Source organism: Cutibacterium namnetense, from assembly GCF_001642025.1.
Taxonomy (GTDB): domain Bacteria; phylum Actinomycetota; class Actinomycetes; order Propionibacteriales; family Propionibacteriaceae; genus Cutibacterium; species Cutibacterium namnetense.
The window spans coordinates 39,279-58,523 of sequence record NZ_LWHO01000003.1 but is presented as its reverse complement, the minus strand read 5'-3'; the positions used below and the strand labels follow the sequence as shown (position 1 = coordinate 58,523).

Below are 19,245 nucleotides of genomic sequence, written 5' to 3'. Positions count from 1 at the left end.
AGCGGGAGCCAGGTCGCGCTCGCCCAGGGCCACGGCTGGATGCGGGCGGCCTGGCGGAACCGGGCCGTGGGTTCGGACCCGCGGGATGCCGGGAGCCACTCACCGCTGGCCCACCTCAGGCTTCGCCGTCTCACCAATGACTCCTGGCACCTCCTTGCCGTCGACCTTAGTCTGGGTTCCAATAACCTTGCCGTTGCGCAGATCAATATAGGCACCGTAAGGATTCGGTCTCATGCCAAGCTTCTTGGCCTGCTCCTGGAGGTTCTGCGGGCCATGCAGGTAATCGACCTCAGCCGCCAGCACAGCCTGCTGGTGCTGCAAGACGTTGAGCTCGCGCGATTCCTGGGCAATCTGCATGGACTGCGCTTGGATGGTGGTGTTGAGCACCAGCAGCCCAGCCAACCCCGCAGCCAGCATGACGACGATGAGGATGGCGAAGCCAAGTCGCCCCATTCGCTGCTGACGAGCCCGTTGCGGCAGTGCGTGCAGCACTGGACGCAACGAGGTCGAACGTGCAGCGGCAGTCTTGGCCTGCGGTGGACGCGGTGCTAGTTCGGCGCTCATCGGCTCTCCTTGGTCGCATGCTGACGGTTCACGGGTCCAGGTCGAACCCGCTCAATGACCCGCAACCGTGCCGAGGCGGATCGCGGATTGGTGGACATCTCATCGGCGTCGGGACGCTCGGCTCCGCGAGTAACAGGGACGAACTTCGCTGCCATTGACTCAGGAACCATCGGCAATCCGGCTGGGGCTGTGTCAGCGCACGCGTCGCGGAAGACCTCCTTGACGGGACGGTCTTCTAAGGAGTGATAGGCCAACACGGCGATTCGGCCGCCGACGTCAAGACGGTCGAGAGCGTGCGGCAGCACTGCGGGCAAGGTCTCCATCTCACGGTTGACAGCAATCCGCAGCCCCTGGAAAGTGCGCTTGGCGGGATGGCCGGAACGCTTACGACGCACTGCGACAGGGATAGCCTCGGTGATGATCTCAACGAGGCGCCCCGAAGTCTCGATGGGCTGACGGTCACGTTCGGTGACGATGGCGGGAACAATGCGGTCAGCGAACTTTTCTTCACCGTACTCGCGAAGAATCCGCACCAAGTCACCAGGATCAGACTCATTAAGGATCTGGGCAGCAGTTCGACCACTGGACTGATCCATCCGCATATCCAACGGGGAATCAACCGAATACGAGAACCCGCGTTCGACCTCGTCAATTTGCAAAGAGGACAGTCCAAGGTCAAGCAACACGGAATCGACATAATCCAGGCCGAGATCGTCAAGCACCTCAGGGAGTTCGTCATGAACAGCATGGACGAGGTGAACACGGTCTCCGAAAGGCTCAAGCCGAGCGCTGGCCATTGCAAGGGCCTGCTGATCTCGATCGATACCGATGAGCTGAACGTCAGGGAATCGCGTCAAGACAGCCTCGGCATGACCTCCCATACCGAGGGTGCCATCAACATGGACGTGTTTACCGCCTGTTAGAGCTGCGGCGAGGAGGTCGAGGATGCGGGCACGCATAACCGGGATGTGGACAGCATCGCTGCCGATGGCATCGGCCGCCATGAGCATCCCCTCCTCGCCATGGTCTGCCAGCAACGTCTTCGACCGGTGTCGATGACCCGTGATCCGAGGTTCCGTTCCGGCTGAACCACCTGGCACAGGGGAAGTTGTGTCAGGGGGCCCGGTCGGCCCGGACCCACGGACCGCGAGATCACTGTTCGGCGAAGACCTCCTCGTTCATATCGGCGAAGGCCTCCTCCTGAGCTTCGGAGTACTTCTCCCACTCGGTGGCGTCCCACACTTCGACTCGAGTAATTGCCCCCACCACGACGATCTCCTTGTCAAGACCGGCGTAGCGCCTCAGCATCGGCGGAATCATGACCCGCCCCTGCTTGTCAGGAGCGGTGTCGCTAGCCCCGGCTGCCAGCATGCGCTGGTAGTCGCGAACCTTCTTGACACTCACCGATCCTTTGGCAATTTCCCGGGTCATCTCCACGAAGGTTTCAGTCGGGTAGATCGCCAGACACCTGTCCTGGCCTCTGGTGATGACCAACCCATCGTCCAACTCGTCGCGGAACTTCGCCGGTAGGAAGAAGCGGCCCTTCTCGTCGAGCTTGGGAGTGTGCGTACCCAGAAACACCGGGCACCTCCTTGCTCCACGATCGAGGTGATCTCCTCCACTTACCTCCACCATACTCCACAACGCTCCACCCAGTCACCTCCCTGATAGCCCATTCGCCACTTATCCCCACCTGCGCCGCGCCATAAGGCCGTCAAGTGACGACAAGGAAAATCGACACGAAGTTGAGCAGATCATTCGGACCTGCTCCACAGCTCCCGCCGCGACGGAGTTATCAGCGGCATCAGGTCCGGATAGCATGGGCTCCGGTCATTGCCGTGCACGCCAGGAGGATTCCGTTGAGCTACCGAGAAACACGGCCGGTCATTCCGGCACACGCCCAGCCTCGTGACGATGTCGAGCCGCACGCCGCATCAATCGATGACGTGGTAGCCATCACTAACGCGATTCGATCGGCCGTCGCAGGAGCGATTGAGGGAAAAAGCGAACGCATCGACACCGCACTTGTTGTCCTTCTCGCCCAGGGACATCTACTGGTCGAAGACATCCCTGGTGTCGGTAAGACGACACTCGCTCGAGCGCTAGGGCACGCCATTGACTGCACCGTTCACCGTATTCAATTCACTCCGGACCTGCTTCCCTCAGACATCACCGGCGTCAGCGTCTACGACCAAGAGAAGCGCGAATTCGTCTTCAAGCCCGGTGGAATCTTCGCCAACATCGTGGTCGGTGACGAAATCAACCGCGCCTCTCCTAAAACCCAGTCAGCTCTGCTTGAAGCCATGGGAGAGCGTCAGGTCTCAGCAGATGGCCAGACTCATCCCCTTGAAGCCCCGTTCATGGTGATGGCCACCCAAAACCCCATTGAGATGGAAGGCACGTACCGGCTGCCAGAGGCCCAACGTGACCGCTTTATGGCTCGTATCACTATGGGTTACCCGACGCGGTCGGCAGAGCTTGCCATACTCAAGCACCATGGCGCCGCCTCACCGCTTGACGAGATCAGACCAGTTACCGACACTCAGACGATCCGATGGATCATGTCGACCGTACTCGGGGTGCATGTAGCCACCGAGATTCACGAGTACATTCTCGATATCATCGGCGCCACCCGTTCACACGAGAGCATCCGGTTGGGAGCCTCTCCCCGCGCAGCCCTCCACTTGGTCCGTGCGTGTCGAGCTCGTGCAGCCATGAGCGGACGCGGCTACGTCATCCCCGACGACGTCCAGGCTCTCGCTGCCCCGATCCTGGCCCACCGACTGGTCTTTTCTGGGCGCAGTGGAGTCGCCGGCCACGAGACTGCCCGGGCAGCTGAGTCGGTCATTAAGTCGATTCTGCGTCAGGTTCCCCTGCCTGAGCGGCCACGTCAACACCGATGAGCGCCGCCTCAACGTCCAGCGCCCGTCGCTATCGAGGGTTGCTCACGCTACGCGGACGCACGGTCGAAATCGTCGGGATCGTCCTCACGACCATCGGCCTCAGCATTGACCAGCGTGACCTAGCAAGAATTGGGTTTCTCCTCATCCTGCTGCCGCTGATGGCCATAGCTGTCGTCGCATGGCTTCGACCACGCGTGCAGGCCTCCCGGAGTCTCGCCCCGGTGCGGATGCCGTTAGGCTCCCAAGCCTGTGAAATCGTCACGGTGGAGCGTCGTGGCGGGCTACCACTCGGAGCAGCCCGATTCACCGATACCATCCCTGCCCCGCTTGGCCAGCCGCGATGGTCAACGGCCACCATCCAGACCCCAGTCATACCTACTACACGTGGGCGATTCGCGATCGGTCCCGTCATGATGCGCACCGTCGACCCATTTGGCATGGCCTGCCGTCACACCCAACTCGGTGAGATTGCCGAGGTCGTTGTCACGCCAAGGATCGTCGATCTGGGCACCTCCGGAGACCTCGGTAGTCAGGGATTCGACACCAGACCCTCAGCGGCCAATGCCGGACGACGTGGCCCCGACGACGCCATGGTGCGCGATTGGCATACCGGAGATTCCGTGCGACGTATTCATTGGCGCTCTACCGCTCACCGCGGGGAGCTCATGGTCCGACGAGAAGAGCAGGCCTGGAATCCATCCGTCGTCGTCGTATTGGATTCTCGGGCTCGACATCATGCCGGCACTGGCCCCGACGCTTCCTTTGAATGGGCCGTCAATGCAGTGGCATCCATCTCGACACGTCTGACTTCCGATGGATACGTCACCCAGGTGTGTGACTCATCCGGCGTGCTCGAGGGCGATGTTCTCGATGCCCTCGTAGACGAGCCGCTGCGCCCCGACACCACCCTGACCAAGGCTGTGGAATCATGCCAAGGAATTGACGGCCCAGCTATTGCCATCCTCGGCCGGTTAGACGCATCCGATATTGATCCCCTCGTCGACTTGAGACGAGATCGGGTCGCTGGTCTCGCTCTTGCCCTAGATCCCGATACCTTCACCGCTCGACGGTTCCGCAGCTCCCTTAAACAAGCCGAGGCTCACGAGCGCGCCGTTGCCGAGTTGGCTGATGCCGGGTGGACGGTCGTTCCTGTCGATTCTCGCACCTCCATCGATTCGGCATGGCAAAGCTTGCTGCAGACCGCAAGGACGGTAACTCTATGAGGAACCCACGTCGCGCCGCTCAACCCCCTACCCACCTGCCCGAGCGCCTCGCTCCAGCTGAGGCGCCTGAGCACTCCCACTACCCGGCGATTCACGTCGCGGTAGCCATGGCCATGGTCTTGGTCACCTTCTCGCTGGCCGGGCTCACCACCGATCCGTCCTTCTGGATCGGGCCGGTTGCCATCACCATCCTCCTCGAGGCTCTCGGCCTGCTGTGCCGACGCCACCACTGGGACCACGCCGAGGTACAAAGCGCGCAAGCCATCCTCGTCATCATCATCGTCGTGATGATGGGAAGCATCAGTGCATCTGCGGTCGACTCCTCCGGCTCATTCCCCTTTAATACCCTCCATCTGTATCGCGACACCCTCACTCTGATCCAGACGACCGGTGGGCCTCTTCCGCCGTCAGTCGGGGTCATCTGGTTGACGACAACCGTGATTGGGGTTCTGACTGTTGTGGCAGACCTGCTGACCATCACTCTCGACAGCCCAGGATGGTCTCTCGCCCCACTGCTAGCTATCCATCTTGCGGCTGTTCTCGTCATCAGACACGACACACCGTGGTGGAGCGCCGCCCTGGTCGCGACGGGCTGGCTCATCATCCTCACCGTCGACCATGCGCTTCGAGGAGGTGGCCCTCTGACATGGCTGGCCGCAGCCATTTTCAGCGCTATCGCGATCACAATCGCTACGGTTCTCGCCGCAATCGCACCGATCTGGGGACACCTTGACCTCACTCGCCCGGCAGCGGCCCCGTCGAGCCCGGTACAGATGAGTGATCCAACCATGGATCTGCGTCGCAATCTCCACAACACATCGACGGCATCAGTCATCGACTACACCACTAATAGCCCCGACGGCGAATACCTGCGCATGACCTCCCTGCCGAAGATGACTGACCGGGGCTGGGGCCTTATGCCAGTTGATCTGCGACACTCTGCCCCCGGGTCTGTACCGGGATTGTCCGGCCCGTCACAGACTCACACCGTCGACGTCAGTATCACCAAGTTTTCTTCCCAATATTTGCCCGCGCCATACGGACCAATTGCTGCGGACGTCGATCAGACCTGGGCGTGGGACCCGCAGAGCCTGGCGATTGTCTCAACCTCTGCTGATCACGACCACGCGGCCGCAGATATGCAATACAGCATCTCGGCGCAGGAGCCCGATCCCGACCCGGTAACCTTCGATACCGCGAAGGTCAGCACCCCAGGTAACGCGGTGTACACCGAAGTTCCCGCCAATGTTTCATCCGACATAAGGGAGTTGACTAACCGAATTATCAAGGGAAAATCTACCCCCGTAGCCAAGGCCATCGCGATTCAAAACTGGCTTCGTGACAGCGCTCAATTCCACTACGACATCAACGCACCCGAAGGTGACGGCTATCAGATACTGGAAAACTTCCTGCTGCACACCCGCCGCGGTTATTGCATTCACTTCGCGGCGTCGATGGCACTCATGGCACGGCTTGAAGGTATTCCGTCACGGGTATCCATTGGGTTCCTTCCGGGCAACCACGCAGGACACACCTGGAAAGTGCGTACCAACCAGATGCACGCCTGGCCCGAATTGTACTTCCAAAACTACGGATGGGTCAGGTTCGAGCCAACCGCAGCGGTAGCGCCGGCTCCAGCCTGGACCAACAAGAAAACCACGGCTCCTTCCCCATCCCACGCCCCATCGTCATCCCCGACTCCTTCGGCACAGACCTCCACCCCAGCTTCACCTGAACCATCTCCATCGGCTGCAGACACTCCAACACCCACCAGTAGCCCCGCGCCGATCAGCGCCACCGACCAGGAACGCTTCAATTGGGCACCTCTCATCGCGGTCCTCGTCGTCCTCGTCATACTCGTGCTACCAATGCTCATCCGTATGCTTATCTCCCGACGCAGAATTACCCGTGGCTCAATAGCCGACATCTGGCGAGAAGCCCACGACCTGTGGATCGACCATGGTCTGGCCTGGCCCGACGGCACCCCGCGTCGTCAGGCCATCGCCTTGACCACGGACATGGATCCGAACACTGCCGAGGCCGTCAACAAGCTGACCTTGGCAGAGGAGAGGGACCGCTGGTCGGGCAAAGCTGGTCATTACGACTCCAGCATCGATGACCTCGGGACAGTCAGGGACTGGCTGGCACAGACTCACACCCCCAGACCACACTGGTTGGCGATCTGGTTGCCGACATCCCTTGTCAAGAAGTGAGAGTCACCGCGACTGACGACAGAACATCACCGCGACTGACGTCGACGCCAACGCTCTTCCATTCGAGCGGTGAAAGATTCGAAGTTGGGCTCGCGTTGTCCCCCACGTAGCCCAACTCTGCTGCTCCGTGGCATCAAACCGTCACCAGTTGAAAGCAATACCCCGACGGCGGCGGCCATAATAGCGAAACCGACGACCGCAAGAACACCGCTTTTGAGGACCACCCCACCGACAACGCCCATCAGGCCCAACAGCATCATGACAGACCCGATAAGAATCTGACGGCGTTGGGCCCGACGACGCCGCATGCGCCGTTGCTCCAAAACATTGTCATTGGCGTGGGGACGACGAGTCGCACAAGCACGCCGAGAGAAGGATCGGGCGAAGTCAGGATCGTCGGTGGACAGCGCCTCCTCAAGCTCGGCGAGCCGCCGCTGCTCCTCTGCTGACAAGGGCATCTCGAACTCCTACCTGACCTGCCGCTGAGTTCGCCGGAATGAACTCCATCGTACGTCGCAAAGTCTACTTCCTCAGTTCTCCCGACCGGCAAGCACACGGTCTCTGCTCATGCCATACTTCGAAGCATGACCACGCTTCGACGTACACCACTGGCGGCCGTACACGAAAGCCTCGGAGCATCCTTCACCGATTTCGCGGGCTGGGACATGCCCGTGCGGTACTCCTCCGACCTGGCTGAACACCACGCCGTCCGCAAGAATGCCGGCATCTTCGATCTATCCCACATGGGCGAGATCAGGATCTCTGGCCCTGATGCTGGAGCTGCCCTCGATTATGCCTTGGCCGGCAAGCTCTCCGCTGTGGCGGAAGGCCGCGCGAAGTATTCCCTCCTACTCACTGACGAGGGGGGTGTCGTTGATGATCTAGTGACCTACCACCTGCCCGACGGTGACTATCTCGTCGTTGCCAATGCTGCCAATACCGAAACCGACCTCGCCGAGTTCACCAAGCGCTGCGCACGATTCGACGTCACCGTTACAGACGAGTCAGCCCAAACCGCCCTGGTCGCCGTGCAAGGCCCCGACGCCGTGAAGATCGTGCTGGCGGCCCTTCAGAAGGCTAATACCACCCTCAGTCCCGACGAAGTCCGCGACGTCAAGTACTACCGGTGTCTCACTGGAGAGCTGGACGGGTCACCTATCCTCGTCGCTCGCACCGGTTACACCGGGGAGGATGGCTACGAGCTGTACGTGCCGGCCGAGGCCGCCGAGCATCTGTGGCAGCTCCTCATGGACGCTGGCGGCGAGGACCTCACCCCGTGCGGTCTCGCCTGCCGTGACACCCTGCGTCTGGAAGCCGGGATGCCTCTCAACGGACACGAGTTGGGCACCGACATCCATCCCTCTCAAGCCGGCCTTGGACGAGTCGTCAGCTTCAAGAAGGAGGGCACCTTCGTCGGTCGCTGCGCCCTCGAAAACCGCGATACCACCACCGATCGCGTGCTAGTCGGGCTGGTCGGGGAAGGGCGCCGCGCCGGGCGGGCAGGATACGCTGTCATGAATGAAGACAAGGCAGTCGGAGCCATCACCTCCGGCATCCTCTCCCCCACTCTGGGTCACCCCATCGCAATGGCTTTCGTTGATCCTGACGTTGCCGAGGTCGGCACCGTGCTTAGCGTCGATGTGCGAGGCAAAACCCTCAGCGTTACTGTCGTTGAACTGCCGTTCTACCAGCGATCCTGACCCCAACCACAATCCCCGCACAGATACCGAGGAGCAGACATGGAACTGTCCGATCTCAAGTACTCGACCGAACACGAGTGGGTCGCCGTTGATGGTGACACCGTGACCGTAGGCATCACCGACTACGCCGCAGAAGCCCTGGGAGACGTCGTCTTTGTCGACGTCCCCGAGGTCGGCAGCGATGTCTCTGCCGGATCCGCCATTGGCGAGGTTGAGTCGACTAAGTCGGTCTCGGACCTCTTCAGCCCCGTGACAGGCACCGTCTCGGAGGTCAACGAGGCCATTACCGAGTCCCCCGAGCTCGTCAACTCCGATCCGTTCGGGCAGGGATGGTTGTTCAAAGTCGCCGGCGGCCAGTTGGATGACGAGCTCATGGACCGTGACGCCTACCTCAAGCTCACCGCCGAGTGATGATGATGGCTGACCACACTGAGGATCGGCGCGGCCTCGAAAGGCCGCGCCCCTTCTCGAGCCGCCACGTCGGATCCGTCGACGAGGACCTGCGATACATCGCCCAGACCGTCGGAGTTACGAGTCGCGAACAGATCGTTCGCGATGCCATCCCAGCCTCCGTCCTCGGCTACGAAGAGGGTTCCTCCGTTCGCGCCCCGAGCTTGCCTCCCGCCGCCGACGAGACAACGGCCCACGCTGAGCTCGTCGAGATTGCCTCGGGAAACCGTGTTACTCGCGCCCTCATTGGGCGTGGCTACTACGGCACGCTTACCCCACCGGTGATTCGTCGCAACATCCTGGAAAACCCCTCCTGGTACACCGCCTATACCCCGTACCAGCCGGAAATTTCCCAAGGCCGTCTGGAGATGTTGACGATCTACCAGCAGGTCATCACCGACCTCACCGGGCTCGCCCTAGCGAACTCGTCCCTCCTCGATGAGGCGACCGCAGCTTCCGAGGGGATGTTGCTAGCCCGTCGTGCTACCCGCAAGGTCAAGTCCAATCGCTTCTTGGTGCACACTCACCTCTTCGACCAGGTGCGAGACGTCATCCTAGGCCACGCTGAGGCAGCTGGCATCGAAGTTGTCGAGGTTGACCTTCGCGACCCGCAATCATGGCGCCCCGAAGTTGAGGCAGGCTGTTTCGGCGTCCTCGCTCCTTATCCTGACAGCACCGGCGCGCTGTGGAACCCTTCCGAAGTATTCGATGCTGTCCACGAAATTGGCGGTATCACCATCGCCGAGTGTGACCTGCTGTCACTAACTCTGCTGACTGAGCCCGGCGAACTGGGTGCTGACGTCACCGTCGGCTCGTCGCAACGCTTCGGCGTACCGATGGGTAATGGCGGACCGCACGCGGCGTACATGTCGGTTCGCGCTGGGCTGGAGCGACAAATCCCAGGACGACTCGTCGGTGTGTCTACTGATTTCGACGGGAACCCCGCTTACCGTCTGGCCCTGCAGACCCGTGAGCAGCATATCCGCCGCGACAAGGCCACGAGCAATATCTGCACCGCCCAAGTGCTCCTCGCTGTAGTCGCCGCTGCCTATGCCGTGTGGCACGGACCGAAGGGGCTAACACGTATCGCCACCCAGGTCACAGATCGTGCTCATCAGCTTGCCAGCGCCTTACGCGCCGGGGGTCTTGACGTCGCCGATCAGCAGTTTTTCGACACCATTCGGATACGCGCGCAGGGCAAAGCGAAGGGACTGTGGAATCGAGCCCGCGAAGGTGGGTACACCCTCAATCTCATTGACGATGACACCCTCCAGGTGTCGGTTGATGAAACCGTTACCGCCGACGAGCTTCGAGAACTCACCCAACTCCTGGGTGGCAATACTGAAGAGATTCGTGGCCAGGCTGACGAGGGGTGGCCGGAGGATCTGCGCCGCACCTCCTCCTTCCTGACGCATCCGGTTTTTTCCAGCTACCACACCGAGACCGCCATGATGCGCTACCTCAAGCGTTTGGCGGACCGCGACTATGGCCTGGACCGCGGCATGATCCCGCTTGGTTCGTGCACGATGAAGCTCAATGCCGCTGCCGAGATGGAGGCCATGACCTGGCCGGCATTTTCGCAGATGCACCCCTTCGCCCCGGTTGAGGACCAGGCCGGTAGTCTGCGCCTCATCCGCGACCTCGAGATCTGGTTAGCTGAACTCACCGGCTATGACACTGTCTCCCTACAGCCCAATGCAGGCTCCCAGGGGGAGTACACCGGTCTGGCAGCCATCCGTAGCTATCACGTCTCTCGCGGTGATACCGCACGTAATGTGTGTCTAGTTCCGGCCTCCGCACATGGCACTAATGCCGCCTCAGCCGCTTCGGCAGGTCTCAAGGTAGTCGTCGTCAAGTCCAATGATGATGGCACTATCGACCGCGACGATCTGGCTGCCAAGATTGCTGCCAACGAGGGACGTATCGCTGCGATCATGACCACGTACCCGTCAACTCACGGCGTCTATGAAGACGGCGTGCGACAGGTCTGCGACATGGTCCACGAGGCAGGCGGACAGGTCTACATTGACGGAGCAAACTTCAACGCCCTCGTCGGGTGGGGACAGTTCGGCCACATCGGCGGTGACGTCAGCCACCTCAACCTGCACAAGACCTTCGCCATCCCGCACGGAGGCGGAGGTCCTGGTGTTGGCCCGGTCGCGGCCAAGGCTCATTTGGCTCCCTTCCTGCCCGGCCATCCTCTCAACCCGCGCAACGAGCATCCGCTCAATAACGGTGGGACGGTTACCCACGACGGGCATGCCGTATCTGCTGCGCCATTTGGGTCAGTGTCTGTGCTTCCCATTTCCTGGGCATACCTGCGACTCATGGGCTTAGAAGGACTGCAGTTCGCGACTGAGGTGGCGGTTCTCAATGCCAACTACATCGCCCACCGACTTCATGACAAGATCCCGATCCTCTATACCGGGCAGACCGGCTACGTGGCCCACGAGTGCATTCTTGATCTACGTCCGTTGACTGCTGAGACGGGGATCACCGTCGACGACGTTGCCAAGCGCCTCATCGACTACGGATTCCATGCTCCGACTATGAGCTTCCCGGTAGCCGGGACCCTCATGGTCGAGCCCACCGAATCGGAGGATCTCGCCGAGCTGGACCGCTTCTGTGACGCCATGCTGGCGATCGTTGCAGAGGCCCGAATGGTGCAGTCAGGACACTGGCCGCCCGATGACAACCCGCTGGTTAATGCCCCGCATCCAGCAGCTCGTCTGGTAGTCGACGAGTGGACTCACCCATACTCCCGCGAGTTGGGCTGCTTCCCCGGCATGCGTCTGGGCGTCCAGCGTGACCAGGAACGTGGCCTGGACGTCAACACTGTCACCCGTATCCAAGCCAAGTACTGGCCTCCGGTGGGTCGCGTCGACAACACCTACGGTGATCGCCACCTGGTGTGCTCTTGCCCCCCTCCGGAGGCATTTGAGGACTGATGCACAGCTGGCCGGGTCTGTTCCAGAACGGACCCGGCCAGCGTGACGTATTACACGGGTTGTTTTACTACTCGGACGGGGCTGCTCGCCAGGGTGACGGTTGTGTTGACGCCCGTCCCAATCCCAGGACGAGGGCTCGGGTGGACTGCTCAGCCGCATCCGGATCATTCATCGTGATGGCGTCAAGGATGTCACGGTAGTGCACGAGGTTGGCCCCGTTTTCGCTTGTGAGGCTAAAGTCACCATACTGTTCGGCAAGGTAGCCGAGCAGCATCGGGACATGGGCGACGTACAGCGGATTGCGGGTAGCGGCCAAAAGGCTTCGGTGAAAAGCGTGGTCATGATGGGCGAAACCAGTCGAGTCACCGTTTCGGATCGCCGCCGTCATGCCGGAGACGGCGTCCTGTAATCCCTTGAGATCTGCGCCGTCGGCACGCTCAGCTGCAAGTCGAGCAGCTGTGGGCTCCAACGCTATCCGCAGTTCATTCGTCCAGCTCATCTGCTGCTCACGCTTGTTGCCAGACATGTGCCAGTGCACCACCTTGGGTGACAACACGTCCCATTGGTTGGAAGGCAGGACCGTCACGCCCACATGGCGCCGGGAACGCACCAGGTTTAGGGACTCGAGGATCTTGACTGCTTCACGGCAGACAGAACGGGAAGCTGCCGATTCCTGCTCGATGTCCTCCAACCGCAGCACGTCACCGGCTTGTAGATCACCGTCAACAATGCGAGCGCCCAGACGACTGGCCACTGATGAAGCGAGGAATTCCTGAGGCATGACAGGAACGATAACGCATGCCGACGAATATGAGGCGATACGCTTAGGGGATGCACGCCAAGGGACATCGCTAGTGCCGCTAAATAGTAGCGCTAGCAGCACTAATGGCCTACCCACAGAGTACAAAAGTCTGATTTTTTATTATTTTTTCAGCCCGCCCCACTCCCATCGCTCTCGCTGCCGCGAACGCCCTTGACAAGGCGTCCTGTCACGACAGCTAACCTATGAGTTGAACCGCCAAATTCCTGTACAAATCCGATCCCAGAACCTACGCTGGGCTAGGTCAGCGAGGACCCCGACTGCTGGGAGACCGCCATGCGCGTTAACCACTCACACCACCACGTGCCACCTATCGTCATCATGGGAGTGGCCGGAGCTGGGAAGACGGACGTTGGCTCCATGCTTGCCGACCGCCTTGGTGTGGACTTCATGGACGGCGACGACCTTCATCCCCAGGCCAACATCGACAAGATGACATCCGGTCATCCTCTCAACGACAAGGACCGACGCCCTTGGCTAACCAATATCGCTGCTTGGCTAGCCGAACATGCTGACAACGGAGCAGTCGTCGCATGTTCTGCCCTCAAACGCATTTACCGCGACCAGCTACGACAGGTCTGTCCCGATCTGGTCTTCATCCATCTCGCTGGCGACCGCAAGGTTGTCGCCGCCCGGGTCGAGGCTCGCGCCGGCCACTTCATGCCGGCCAGCCTCATCGACTCCCAATACGCCACCCTCGAACCACTAGCCGCCAACGAGGTAGGCATCACTGTCGACTTCGACGCTCCTCGCGAGGAACTCACCACTAAGGCGGCCGCCTGGTTGGCCGACGCCGACTGACACCGCATCCCGAGCTCAAGGAGGAGTCAATGCCAGCCATCCTCGAAACCGCGGCCAGCACCGGTCCATTGATTGTGGCGGCCATCATTGGCTTCGCCACCATTGTCACCCTTATTACCGCATTTAAGCTCCACCCTTTTCTCTCCTTAACGATCGGTTCTTTTATTGTCGGAGCTATCGCGAAAATGTCCCTGTCGGAGATGCTGGCGGCCTATTCCAACGGAGTCGGATCGACTGTCGCTTCCGTTGGTGCTCTCATCGCGCTGGGAGCAATCATCGGTAAATTGCTGGCCGATTCCGGGGGCGCAGATGAGATCGTCGACACCCTGGTCCGCAAGGCTCCTCCCGCCGCTCTGCCATGGGCGATGGCCCTCATTGGCGCTGTCATTGGGCTGCCAATGTTCTTCGAGATCGGCCTCGTGCTACTCGTCCCGGTCATCCTGCTGGTGACCCGCCGTTCCAAGCTGCCTCTCATGAGAGTAGCCATCCCGGCCCTAGCTGGTCTATCGACAATGCATGCCTTCGTCCCACCGCATCCGGGCCCGCTGGCCGCCATCGGTCTCCTCCAGGCTGACCTCGGCACCACCCTCGGATTCGGCGTCCTTATTGCCATACCGACCGTTGTTGTTGCTGGTCCGCTGTTCTCGCGGCTCGCAGCCCGGTGGGTACCTGTTGATGCGCCTGACCTCTTCCTTAATGCTGACGAGGATGGCCGTTCTGGTACTGCCCCCGGCCACCCGAAATTCTCCGTCACCTTAATGACCGTCCTGCTGCCTGTCATCCTCATGATGAGCAAGGCCCTCGCCGATATTTTCGCGGTCAAGGGCACCACCATCCGCAACATCTGGGATTTCCTTGGCGAGCCAATGTTTGCCTTGCTGCTGACGACCCTGCTGGCGATCGTCACCTTGGGTAAGACCTCCGGCATGGACAGGGACGCGATAAGCGACAGTGTGGGCGCGTCGCTGCCACCAATCGCCGGCATCCTGCTCATCGTCGCCGCCGGCGGTGGGTTTAAGCAGATCCTTGTCGACACTGGTATTGCCAAGCTGTTAGCCAACGGCATTACCCAGTCTTCGATCTCCCCGCTACTCATGGCCTGGCTTGTCGCTGTCGTCGTCCGATTGGCGACCGGCTCAGCCACAGTGGCAACCCTCACTGCGGCCGCCATCCTGGAGCCGGTGGCAGCCAGCCTGCCACCCACCCACGTGGCATTGCTGGTGCTGGCGATCGGCTGCGGTTCGGTGTTCTTCTCGCACGTCAATGACGCCGGCTTCTGGCTTATCAAGGAGTACTTCGGTATCTCGGTAGGAGAGAACATTAAGACTTGGTCTCTGATGGAATCGGTGTTATCGGTCTGCGGACTGATCCTGGTGCTGTCGGTCTCTGTCACCGTCTAGCCTCACCGATGCCTGACGCACGACGGCCGGCCCCCTAGCGAGGGGCCGGCCGTCGTGGGCCAGTCTTAGATCACTGCTCCTGATTCTCGCCTGAGCCGACCTGAGCCTGATCAGCCACGGCGTCGATAGTGGTCGAGCCGTGCCGGACCTCTACCTTGCGAGGCTTAGCAGTCTCAGCGACGGGGATCGTCAGGGTCAGCACGCCGTCGGTGTACTCGGCGGTAATGCGATCGGTCGCCAGACCGTGACCGAGGGTGAGTTGACGAGCGAAGGTACCCATGGCTCGCTCGCGGGACAACCACTGCACCTCCTCAGCCACCTTGGTGGCGCGCTCGGCGCGAATCGTCAAAGTGCGATCGTCGACGTCGATATCGATGGATGCTGGATCAGCTCCTGGCAGGTCCACCGCAACGATGTAGTCGTCGCCTTCGCGGTAGAGATCCATGGGAACGGCGACAGCCGCCGGCGTCCTGGTGACGTCGGAGAGTAGCCGGTCCATTTCACGGAACGGGTCAAAGGTACGAGCCATGTCAACACTCCTACAGGGTTAAGCAGATTCCTGCATCGACTCGGTTTGAGTCGTTATGACTCAAGTTTAACCATGAGCGCCCCCGACTCAACAACCGAGTTGAGTACAGTTCGCTCAAGGCTCACATGTCTTGGATCCCGTTATGCCGGCGATTGACGTACTTCCCATTCGTCAGGAATGGCACCGCGACGTCGCAGAACTCGTCACCCTTGGTGATGTGAGTGCGATGCCCGCCGTCAATGGTGACGATCCGGGCATCAGGCAGGGCATGTACCACGTCACGCAACCGATCCTGGCGCAGGTACGATGCCTTGCCTCCCCCGATAGCAAGGACCGGCATGGTCATCCGAGACAGCCCGTCCCACCACTGGGGATGGGGTTTCAGTAACTCACGACTGACCTTCCACACCATCTTCGGGTCGAACCTCTTACGTCCAGCAAACGCCGCAACCTCCATAAGCATGACGTCGGCGTATGTCCGCATCGGAGGCGGATCCTGACGGTCTCGACGCAATACGGGCATGTCCTCTAGCAGAACGCGGTCAATGCGATCCGGCTGACGTTGCGCAACCATGGACGAAACCAGAGCTCCGAGGGAATGGCCTACTAAAGCGCACCTGTCGACCTTCAGGGCATCCATCTGCTCGACAACGTCATGTGTAAAAGCGTCAAGAGAATAATCAGTCCCCACTCCCCGGCGGGTGTCAATCGGGCCGTGCCCAAGCAAAGAGAGCTGATGGACGACGACGCCTTCAATATTGAATGCCAATACGAGCCCACCCCAGGTGGTTGGCGAGCTGGTGATTCCATGGAGGGCGACGACAGGAAGATCCGTGTTCACCTCTGGCACGATACCGTCGGTTATTAACCCGGTCGGATCACCACAGGAGGCGCAGACACGATGGGAGCGGTCCATATCATCGGAGACGAACTCGTCGCTCTGGCCGCCGCCCTACGACTAGCTCGGGCCGGGCATAAGGTCACCATCATCTCCCCTTCCCCGCGTTGGCGCGCGAGCGCGGCGCGTCCTGTTGCACCTGAACTTGGCGCCACCATCGAACTTCCCTCCGCGTGGCGCGACCTTTTCGCTAAGTCCGGCCGGGCAATGGAAGCTGAATTGGCAAGCATCGGACTCGACCTCGTCACCGAGCCCGATACTCAAATCAGTTCATGTACGGCAGATATCTCCATGCCGACAGACAGAGGGGCACAAATCCACACCGTCCGCGACCGATACGGACACCGCACTGCCGATAGATGGCGTGATGTCCTCGATCACGCAGACGGCATGTGGCAAGCCCGGCGCCGGTGCGGGGTAGAACATGCGGTCACCTCCCGGCCCGCTCCACTCCCCGGGCCGATCCACGTTGATCTTCCCTCTCCGCTGGCCGAACTATCGGCTCACGAAACAAGGCTGGCAGTCACCAGAATCTTTGGCTGTTGGAATCTCGTCGGCCCGGATGGCCCAACTGATCTGCAACCCCTGCTGACCCTACTGGATAAGCGACTCGCTCGACGCGGCGTCGTAGTCGATCCCTCTCCGAGTGATCCTCCGAACGCTGTCATCGACACGACGGCACCGGCCCCCCGACGCTCCCGGTGGCGTCGCCCAGCTCGACCATGGAGTTCTCCCACCGTCACTGTCAGCTCCTCAGACGAGCTTCCTGCTCATCATGGCATGAGCCACCGGCTGGACTGGCGGCCCGAAGGGCTAATCGAAACGTGGACTTGGTGCGATGGCGCACAGAGCCACCGGATCTGTCACGACCACACTCGCCCCGTCTCGACTCCCGAACTGGGCACCGCGTGGTCGGCTTGGCGGGATCGTCCCCCCATGGTTTGGCACCAGGGCGGATCAGCCCCAGTACTCACAGCCTCCCCCGCTTCACACGGAGGCCCAGAACCTTGGGCTCGGCTACTTACCGGGGCACTAGCTGCGTATCTCACCCACGAAAGGCTCACCGGGGAAGATATCCGCCCGAGCAATAAAACCATCGGTGCGGCCGGGCGTCCCAGAAGAAGCCACGGTTCCACTGATGAGGTCTCGGAGCGTAGACTTGACCGTTAGCCCCAGAGCACCGCGTCTAGGGACAGACATCTCGTGAAGGACGACTTTGACCGCACACGATAGTTCGAGCAGCGACCCCCGCGTTGTGGAATCCGAGATTGCCAAAGAGCAGGCCCACGTCGACCGCGTCCGCGCTCAATTGGAGATCGACGAGAATAAAGCCCGCATGCTGGCGAAGGCTGGCCAAGACATGTACCGCTCGGACCGCACTAGTTGGGTTCGTGAAGAGGACGGTACGGCGATGTTTGAACGCGACGCCTTCTCTTATAACGCAGCAAAGAGGCTAGCGGTCCTCGACGCTGAGCATGAGGGTCTGGTCTTCGGTCGACTTGATCTGACTGACGACGAGGTGCGTCACATCGGCCGCATCGGGGTACGGAATGCGGACTATGAGCCTCTCGTCATCGACTGGCGTGCCCGCGCCGCCGAACCCTTCTACCGAGCCACCCCGTCGGATCCGATGGGTGTTGTTCGTCGCCGTATCTTGCGCTGTCGCGATGACAAGGTTCTTGGCATCGAGGATGATCTGCTGGATTCCACCTCGCAGGCAAATCTGCCGATCATCGGCGAGGGGGCTCTCATGGCAGCGCTCTCTCGTGCCCGCGACACTCGAATGCATTCGATCGTCTCGACAATCCAGGCTGAACAGGATGAGGCCATTCGTGCCCCTTACCAAGGCGTAACGACGATCATGGGTGGCCCCGGCACCGGCAAAACGGTCGTCGCTTTACACCGCGCAGCATTCCTGCTCTACTCTCACCGCACTCGGCTGGAGAATGGCGGAGTGCTCGTTATCGGGCCGTCATCGGTCTTCATGAGCTACATCGAACGGGTGCTACCCAGCCTTGGTGAGGACTCCGTAACGCTGCGCTCAGTGGGCCAGGTGCCGTCGGATATTCTGCCCTTCTCCTCTGACCGTCTCGATGAGCCGCGTACTGCCAATATCAAGGGCAGCCTCGAAATGGTTGGCGTCCTCACCCGACTGGTCAATCTGCCAATGCCGGCGGACTCCGATTCCTTGCAGCTGCGAGTGACGGTTAAAGGCGAGGTTCTCACCCTCGATGCCTCCACCCTAGCGATGACCCGCCAGCGCATCCTCAAGCGCAACCGCTACAACGACGGCCGAGAAGCCGTTGAGGTCTCGCTGCGCGACCAGTTGTGGGCAAGGGTCCCGGCCGACGTCCTCGCTGCCCATGACCTCACCAGGGACGATTTCGACGAGCTGGTGTCCTCCCAGGCCTCCTGGCGGATGCTCCTCAACGCCTGGTGGCCCACCCTGTCGGCCCCCGACGTCCTCGCCCGGTTGGCCGATCCCGCAGTCGCCGAAGCAGTGACTCCCGACTGGGACGAAGAAAGCCGTCAGCTTCTCGTCAGTTCTATCCCGACCGAGGCGGATCGACGTGGACGGCGCAACTGGTCGATAGCCGATATGGCCCTGCTCGACGAGTTGGCGGCTCTGCTGGGCCCAGTTCCCCCCGAGCCTGATGCCGACGCTCCGGTCTTTATCGAGGGAGGCGACGCCGAGGAGCTCGTCACCCTCAGCGATCGTCTCCACGACGCCCGGCAGATTGACCAGAACGAGCCCCGCGACACCTTCGCTCACGTCCTTGTCGACGAGGCCCAGGA

General features: G+C 61.1%; 17 protein-coding genes. 10 read left to right on the top strand and 7 right to left on the bottom strand.

Annotated features, from left to right (window positions below; all coding sequences use genetic code 11):
- Window positions 1-99: 99 nt before the first annotated feature.
- From ftsL to mraZ, 3 genes are all read right to left on the bottom strand, one after another.
- Complete coding sequence (ftsL, locus tag A5483_RS03860) at window positions 100-453, bottom strand: cell division protein FtsL (RefSeq protein ID WP_042842756.1); 354 nt, start codon at window positions 451-453, stop codon at window positions 100-102.
- Window positions 454-560: 107 nt separating this feature from the next.
- Window positions 561-1,574, bottom strand: a complete 1,014-nt coding sequence (gene rsmH / locus A5483_RS03855; RefSeq protein ID WP_002548457.1) for a 16S rRNA (cytosine(1402)-N(4))-methyltransferase RsmH — start codon at window positions 1,572-1,574, stop codon at window positions 561-563.
- Window positions 1,575-1,716: 142 nt separating this feature from the next.
- Window positions 1,717-2,145 (bottom strand): division/cell wall cluster transcriptional repressor MraZ, encoded by a 429-nt coding sequence (gene mraZ, locus A5483_RS03850; protein WP_002548505.1) that lies wholly within the window; start codon window positions 2,143-2,145, stop codon window positions 1,717-1,719.
- 278 nt (window positions 2,146-2,423) lie between these two features.
- Between mraZ and A5483_RS03845 the strand changes: the two genes are divergently transcribed.
- From A5483_RS03845 to A5483_RS03835, 3 genes are read left to right on the top strand one after another with little or no spacing between them, the layout of a single operon-like run.
- The gene (locus A5483_RS03845) at window positions 2,424-3,467 is read left to right on the top strand and encodes an AAA family ATPase (RefSeq protein ID WP_002548983.1); all 1,044 of its coding nucleotides are present in this window, start codon (window positions 2,424-2,426) and stop codon (window positions 3,465-3,467) included.
- Window positions 3,464-4,690 carry a DUF58 domain-containing protein gene (locus A5483_RS03840; protein WP_002548567.1) on the top strand — a complete coding sequence of 409 codons (1,227 nt, stop codon included), beginning with the start codon at window positions 3,464-3,466 and terminating at the stop codon, window positions 4,688-4,690. Before A5483_RS03845 ends, A5483_RS03840 begins: the two co-directional genes overlap by 4 nt.
- On the top strand, window positions 4,687-6,903 hold the full coding sequence (locus A5483_RS03835) for a transglutaminase TgpA family protein (protein ID WP_063811077.1): 2,217 nt from the start codon (window positions 4,687-4,689) through the stop codon (window positions 6,901-6,903). The genes A5483_RS03840 and A5483_RS03835 overlap by 4 nt, the downstream gene beginning before the upstream one ends.
- A gap of 26 nt (window positions 6,904-6,929) precedes the next feature.
- On the opposite strand, the gene A5483_RS03830 is transcribed toward A5483_RS03835, so the two are convergent.
- On the bottom strand, window positions 6,930-7,361 hold the full coding sequence (locus A5483_RS03830) for a DUF3040 domain-containing protein (protein ID WP_063811076.1): 432 nt from the start codon (window positions 7,359-7,361) through the stop codon (window positions 6,930-6,932).
- A 126-nt stretch (window positions 7,362-7,487) separates the two neighbouring features.
- Between A5483_RS03830 and gcvT the strand changes: the two genes are divergently transcribed.
- Genes gcvT through gcvP form a run of 3 tightly spaced genes read left to right on the top strand, consistent with a single transcriptional unit; the run spans window position 7,488 to window position 12,001 of the window.
- Entirely contained in the window at window positions 7,488-8,603 is a 1,116-nt protein-coding gene (gcvT, locus tag A5483_RS03825; protein ID WP_063811075.1) for a glycine cleavage system aminomethyltransferase GcvT, read from the top strand.
- 39 nt (window positions 8,604-8,642) lie between these two features.
- Complete coding sequence (gene gcvH, locus A5483_RS03820) at window positions 8,643-9,014, top strand: glycine cleavage system protein GcvH (RefSeq protein WP_002548549.1); 372 nt, start codon at window positions 8,643-8,645, stop codon at window positions 9,012-9,014.
- Entirely contained in the window at window positions 9,014-12,001 is a 2,988-nt protein-coding gene (gene gcvP / locus A5483_RS03815) for an aminomethyl-transferring glycine dehydrogenase (protein WP_063811074.1), read from the top strand. Before gcvH ends, gcvP begins: the two co-directional genes overlap by 1 nt.
- Window positions 12,002-12,068: 67 nt before the next feature.
- Here the strand turns inward: gcvP and A5483_RS03810 are convergent, their stop codons facing one another.
- A complete protein-coding gene (locus A5483_RS03810) occupies window positions 12,069-12,782 on the bottom strand; it encodes a FadR/GntR family transcriptional regulator (RefSeq protein ID WP_063811073.1) in 714 nt (237 codons plus the stop codon).
- A 315-nt stretch (window positions 12,783-13,097) separates the two neighbouring features.
- Here A5483_RS03810 and A5483_RS03805 point away from each other — a divergent pair, with 315 nt between their 5' ends.
- Window positions 13,098-13,622, top strand: a complete 525-nt coding sequence (locus A5483_RS03805) for a gluconokinase (protein ID WP_193790436.1) — start codon at window positions 13,098-13,100, stop codon at window positions 13,620-13,622.
- 29 nt (window positions 13,623-13,651) lie between these two features.
- Complete coding sequence (locus A5483_RS03800; protein WP_063811072.1) at window positions 13,652-15,022, top strand: GntT/GntP/DsdX family permease; 1,371 nt, start codon at window positions 13,652-13,654, stop codon at window positions 15,020-15,022.
- Between the two features lie 70 nt (window positions 15,023-15,092).
- Here the strand turns inward: A5483_RS03800 and A5483_RS03795 are convergent, their stop codons facing one another.
- Entirely contained in the window at window positions 15,093-15,551 is a 459-nt protein-coding gene (locus A5483_RS03795; RefSeq protein ID WP_063811071.1) for an Hsp20/alpha crystallin family protein, read from the bottom strand.
- Between the two features lie 121 nt (window positions 15,552-15,672).
- Window positions 15,673-16,467 (bottom strand): alpha/beta fold hydrolase, encoded by a 795-nt coding sequence (locus A5483_RS03790; protein WP_193790435.1) that lies wholly within the window; start codon window positions 16,465-16,467, stop codon window positions 15,673-15,675.
- On the opposite strand from A5483_RS03790, the gene A5483_RS03785 reads away from it, so the two are divergent.
- Both A5483_RS03785 and A5483_RS03780 read left to right on the top strand, forming a co-directional pair.
- Complete coding sequence (locus A5483_RS03785) at window positions 16,453-17,619, top strand: hypothetical protein (RefSeq protein ID WP_063811069.1); 1,167 nt, start codon at window positions 16,453-16,455, stop codon at window positions 17,617-17,619. The two genes, A5483_RS03790 and A5483_RS03785, sit on opposite strands and share 15 nt — an antisense overlap.
- Window positions 17,620-17,704: 85 nt before the next feature.
- Window positions 17,705-19,245, top strand: a 1,541-nt coding sequence (locus A5483_RS03780; RefSeq protein WP_063811303.1) for a HelD family protein, incomplete at its 3' end; no start/stop codon positions are given.

Coding starts and splice junctions, on each gene's coding strand:
- A5483_RS03800 (WP_063811072.1), top strand. CDS start 13,652: ATGCCAGCCATCCTCGAAACCGCGGCCAGCACCGGTCCATTGATTGTG.
- gcvH (WP_002548549.1), top strand. CDS start 8,643: ATGGAACTGTCCGATCTCAAGTACTCGACCGAACACGAGTGGGTCGCC.
- A5483_RS03810 (WP_063811073.1), bottom strand. CDS start 12,782: ATGCCTCAGGAATTCCTCGCTTCATCAGTGGCCAGTCGTCTGGGCGCT.
- gcvT (WP_063811075.1), top strand. CDS start 7,488: ATGACCACGCTTCGACGTACACCACTGGCGGCCGTACACGAAAGCCTC.
- ftsL (WP_042842756.1), bottom strand. CDS start 453: ATGGGGCGACTTGGCTTCGCCATCCTCATCGTCGTCATGCTGGCTGCG.
- A5483_RS03830 (WP_063811076.1), bottom strand. CDS start 7,361: ATGCCCTTGTCAGCAGAGGAGCAGCGGCGGCTCGCCGAGCTTGAGGAG.
- A5483_RS03790 (WP_193790435.1), bottom strand. CDS start 16,467: ATGGACCGCTCCCATCGTGTCTGCGCCTCCTGTGGTGATCCGACCGGG.
- rsmH (WP_002548457.1), bottom strand. CDS start 1,574: ATGCTCATGGCGGCCGATGCCATCGGCAGCGATGCTGTCCACATCCCG.
- A5483_RS03785 (WP_063811069.1), top strand. CDS start 16,453: ATGGGAGCGGTCCATATCATCGGAGACGAACTCGTCGCTCTGGCCGCC.
- A5483_RS03840 (WP_002548567.1), top strand. CDS start 3,464: ATGAGCGCCGCCTCAACGTCCAGCGCCCGTCGCTATCGAGGGTTGCTC.
- A5483_RS03835 (WP_063811077.1), top strand. CDS start 4,687: ATGAGGAACCCACGTCGCGCCGCTCAACCCCCTACCCACCTGCCCGAG.
- A5483_RS03805 (WP_193790436.1), top strand. CDS start 13,098: ATGCGCGTTAACCACTCACACCACCACGTGCCACCTATCGTCATCATG.
- gcvP (WP_063811074.1), top strand. CDS start 9,014: ATGATGATGGCTGACCACACTGAGGATCGGCGCGGCCTCGAAAGGCCG.
- A5483_RS03795 (WP_063811071.1), bottom strand. CDS start 15,551: ATGGCTCGTACCTTTGACCCGTTCCGTGAAATGGACCGGCTACTCTCC.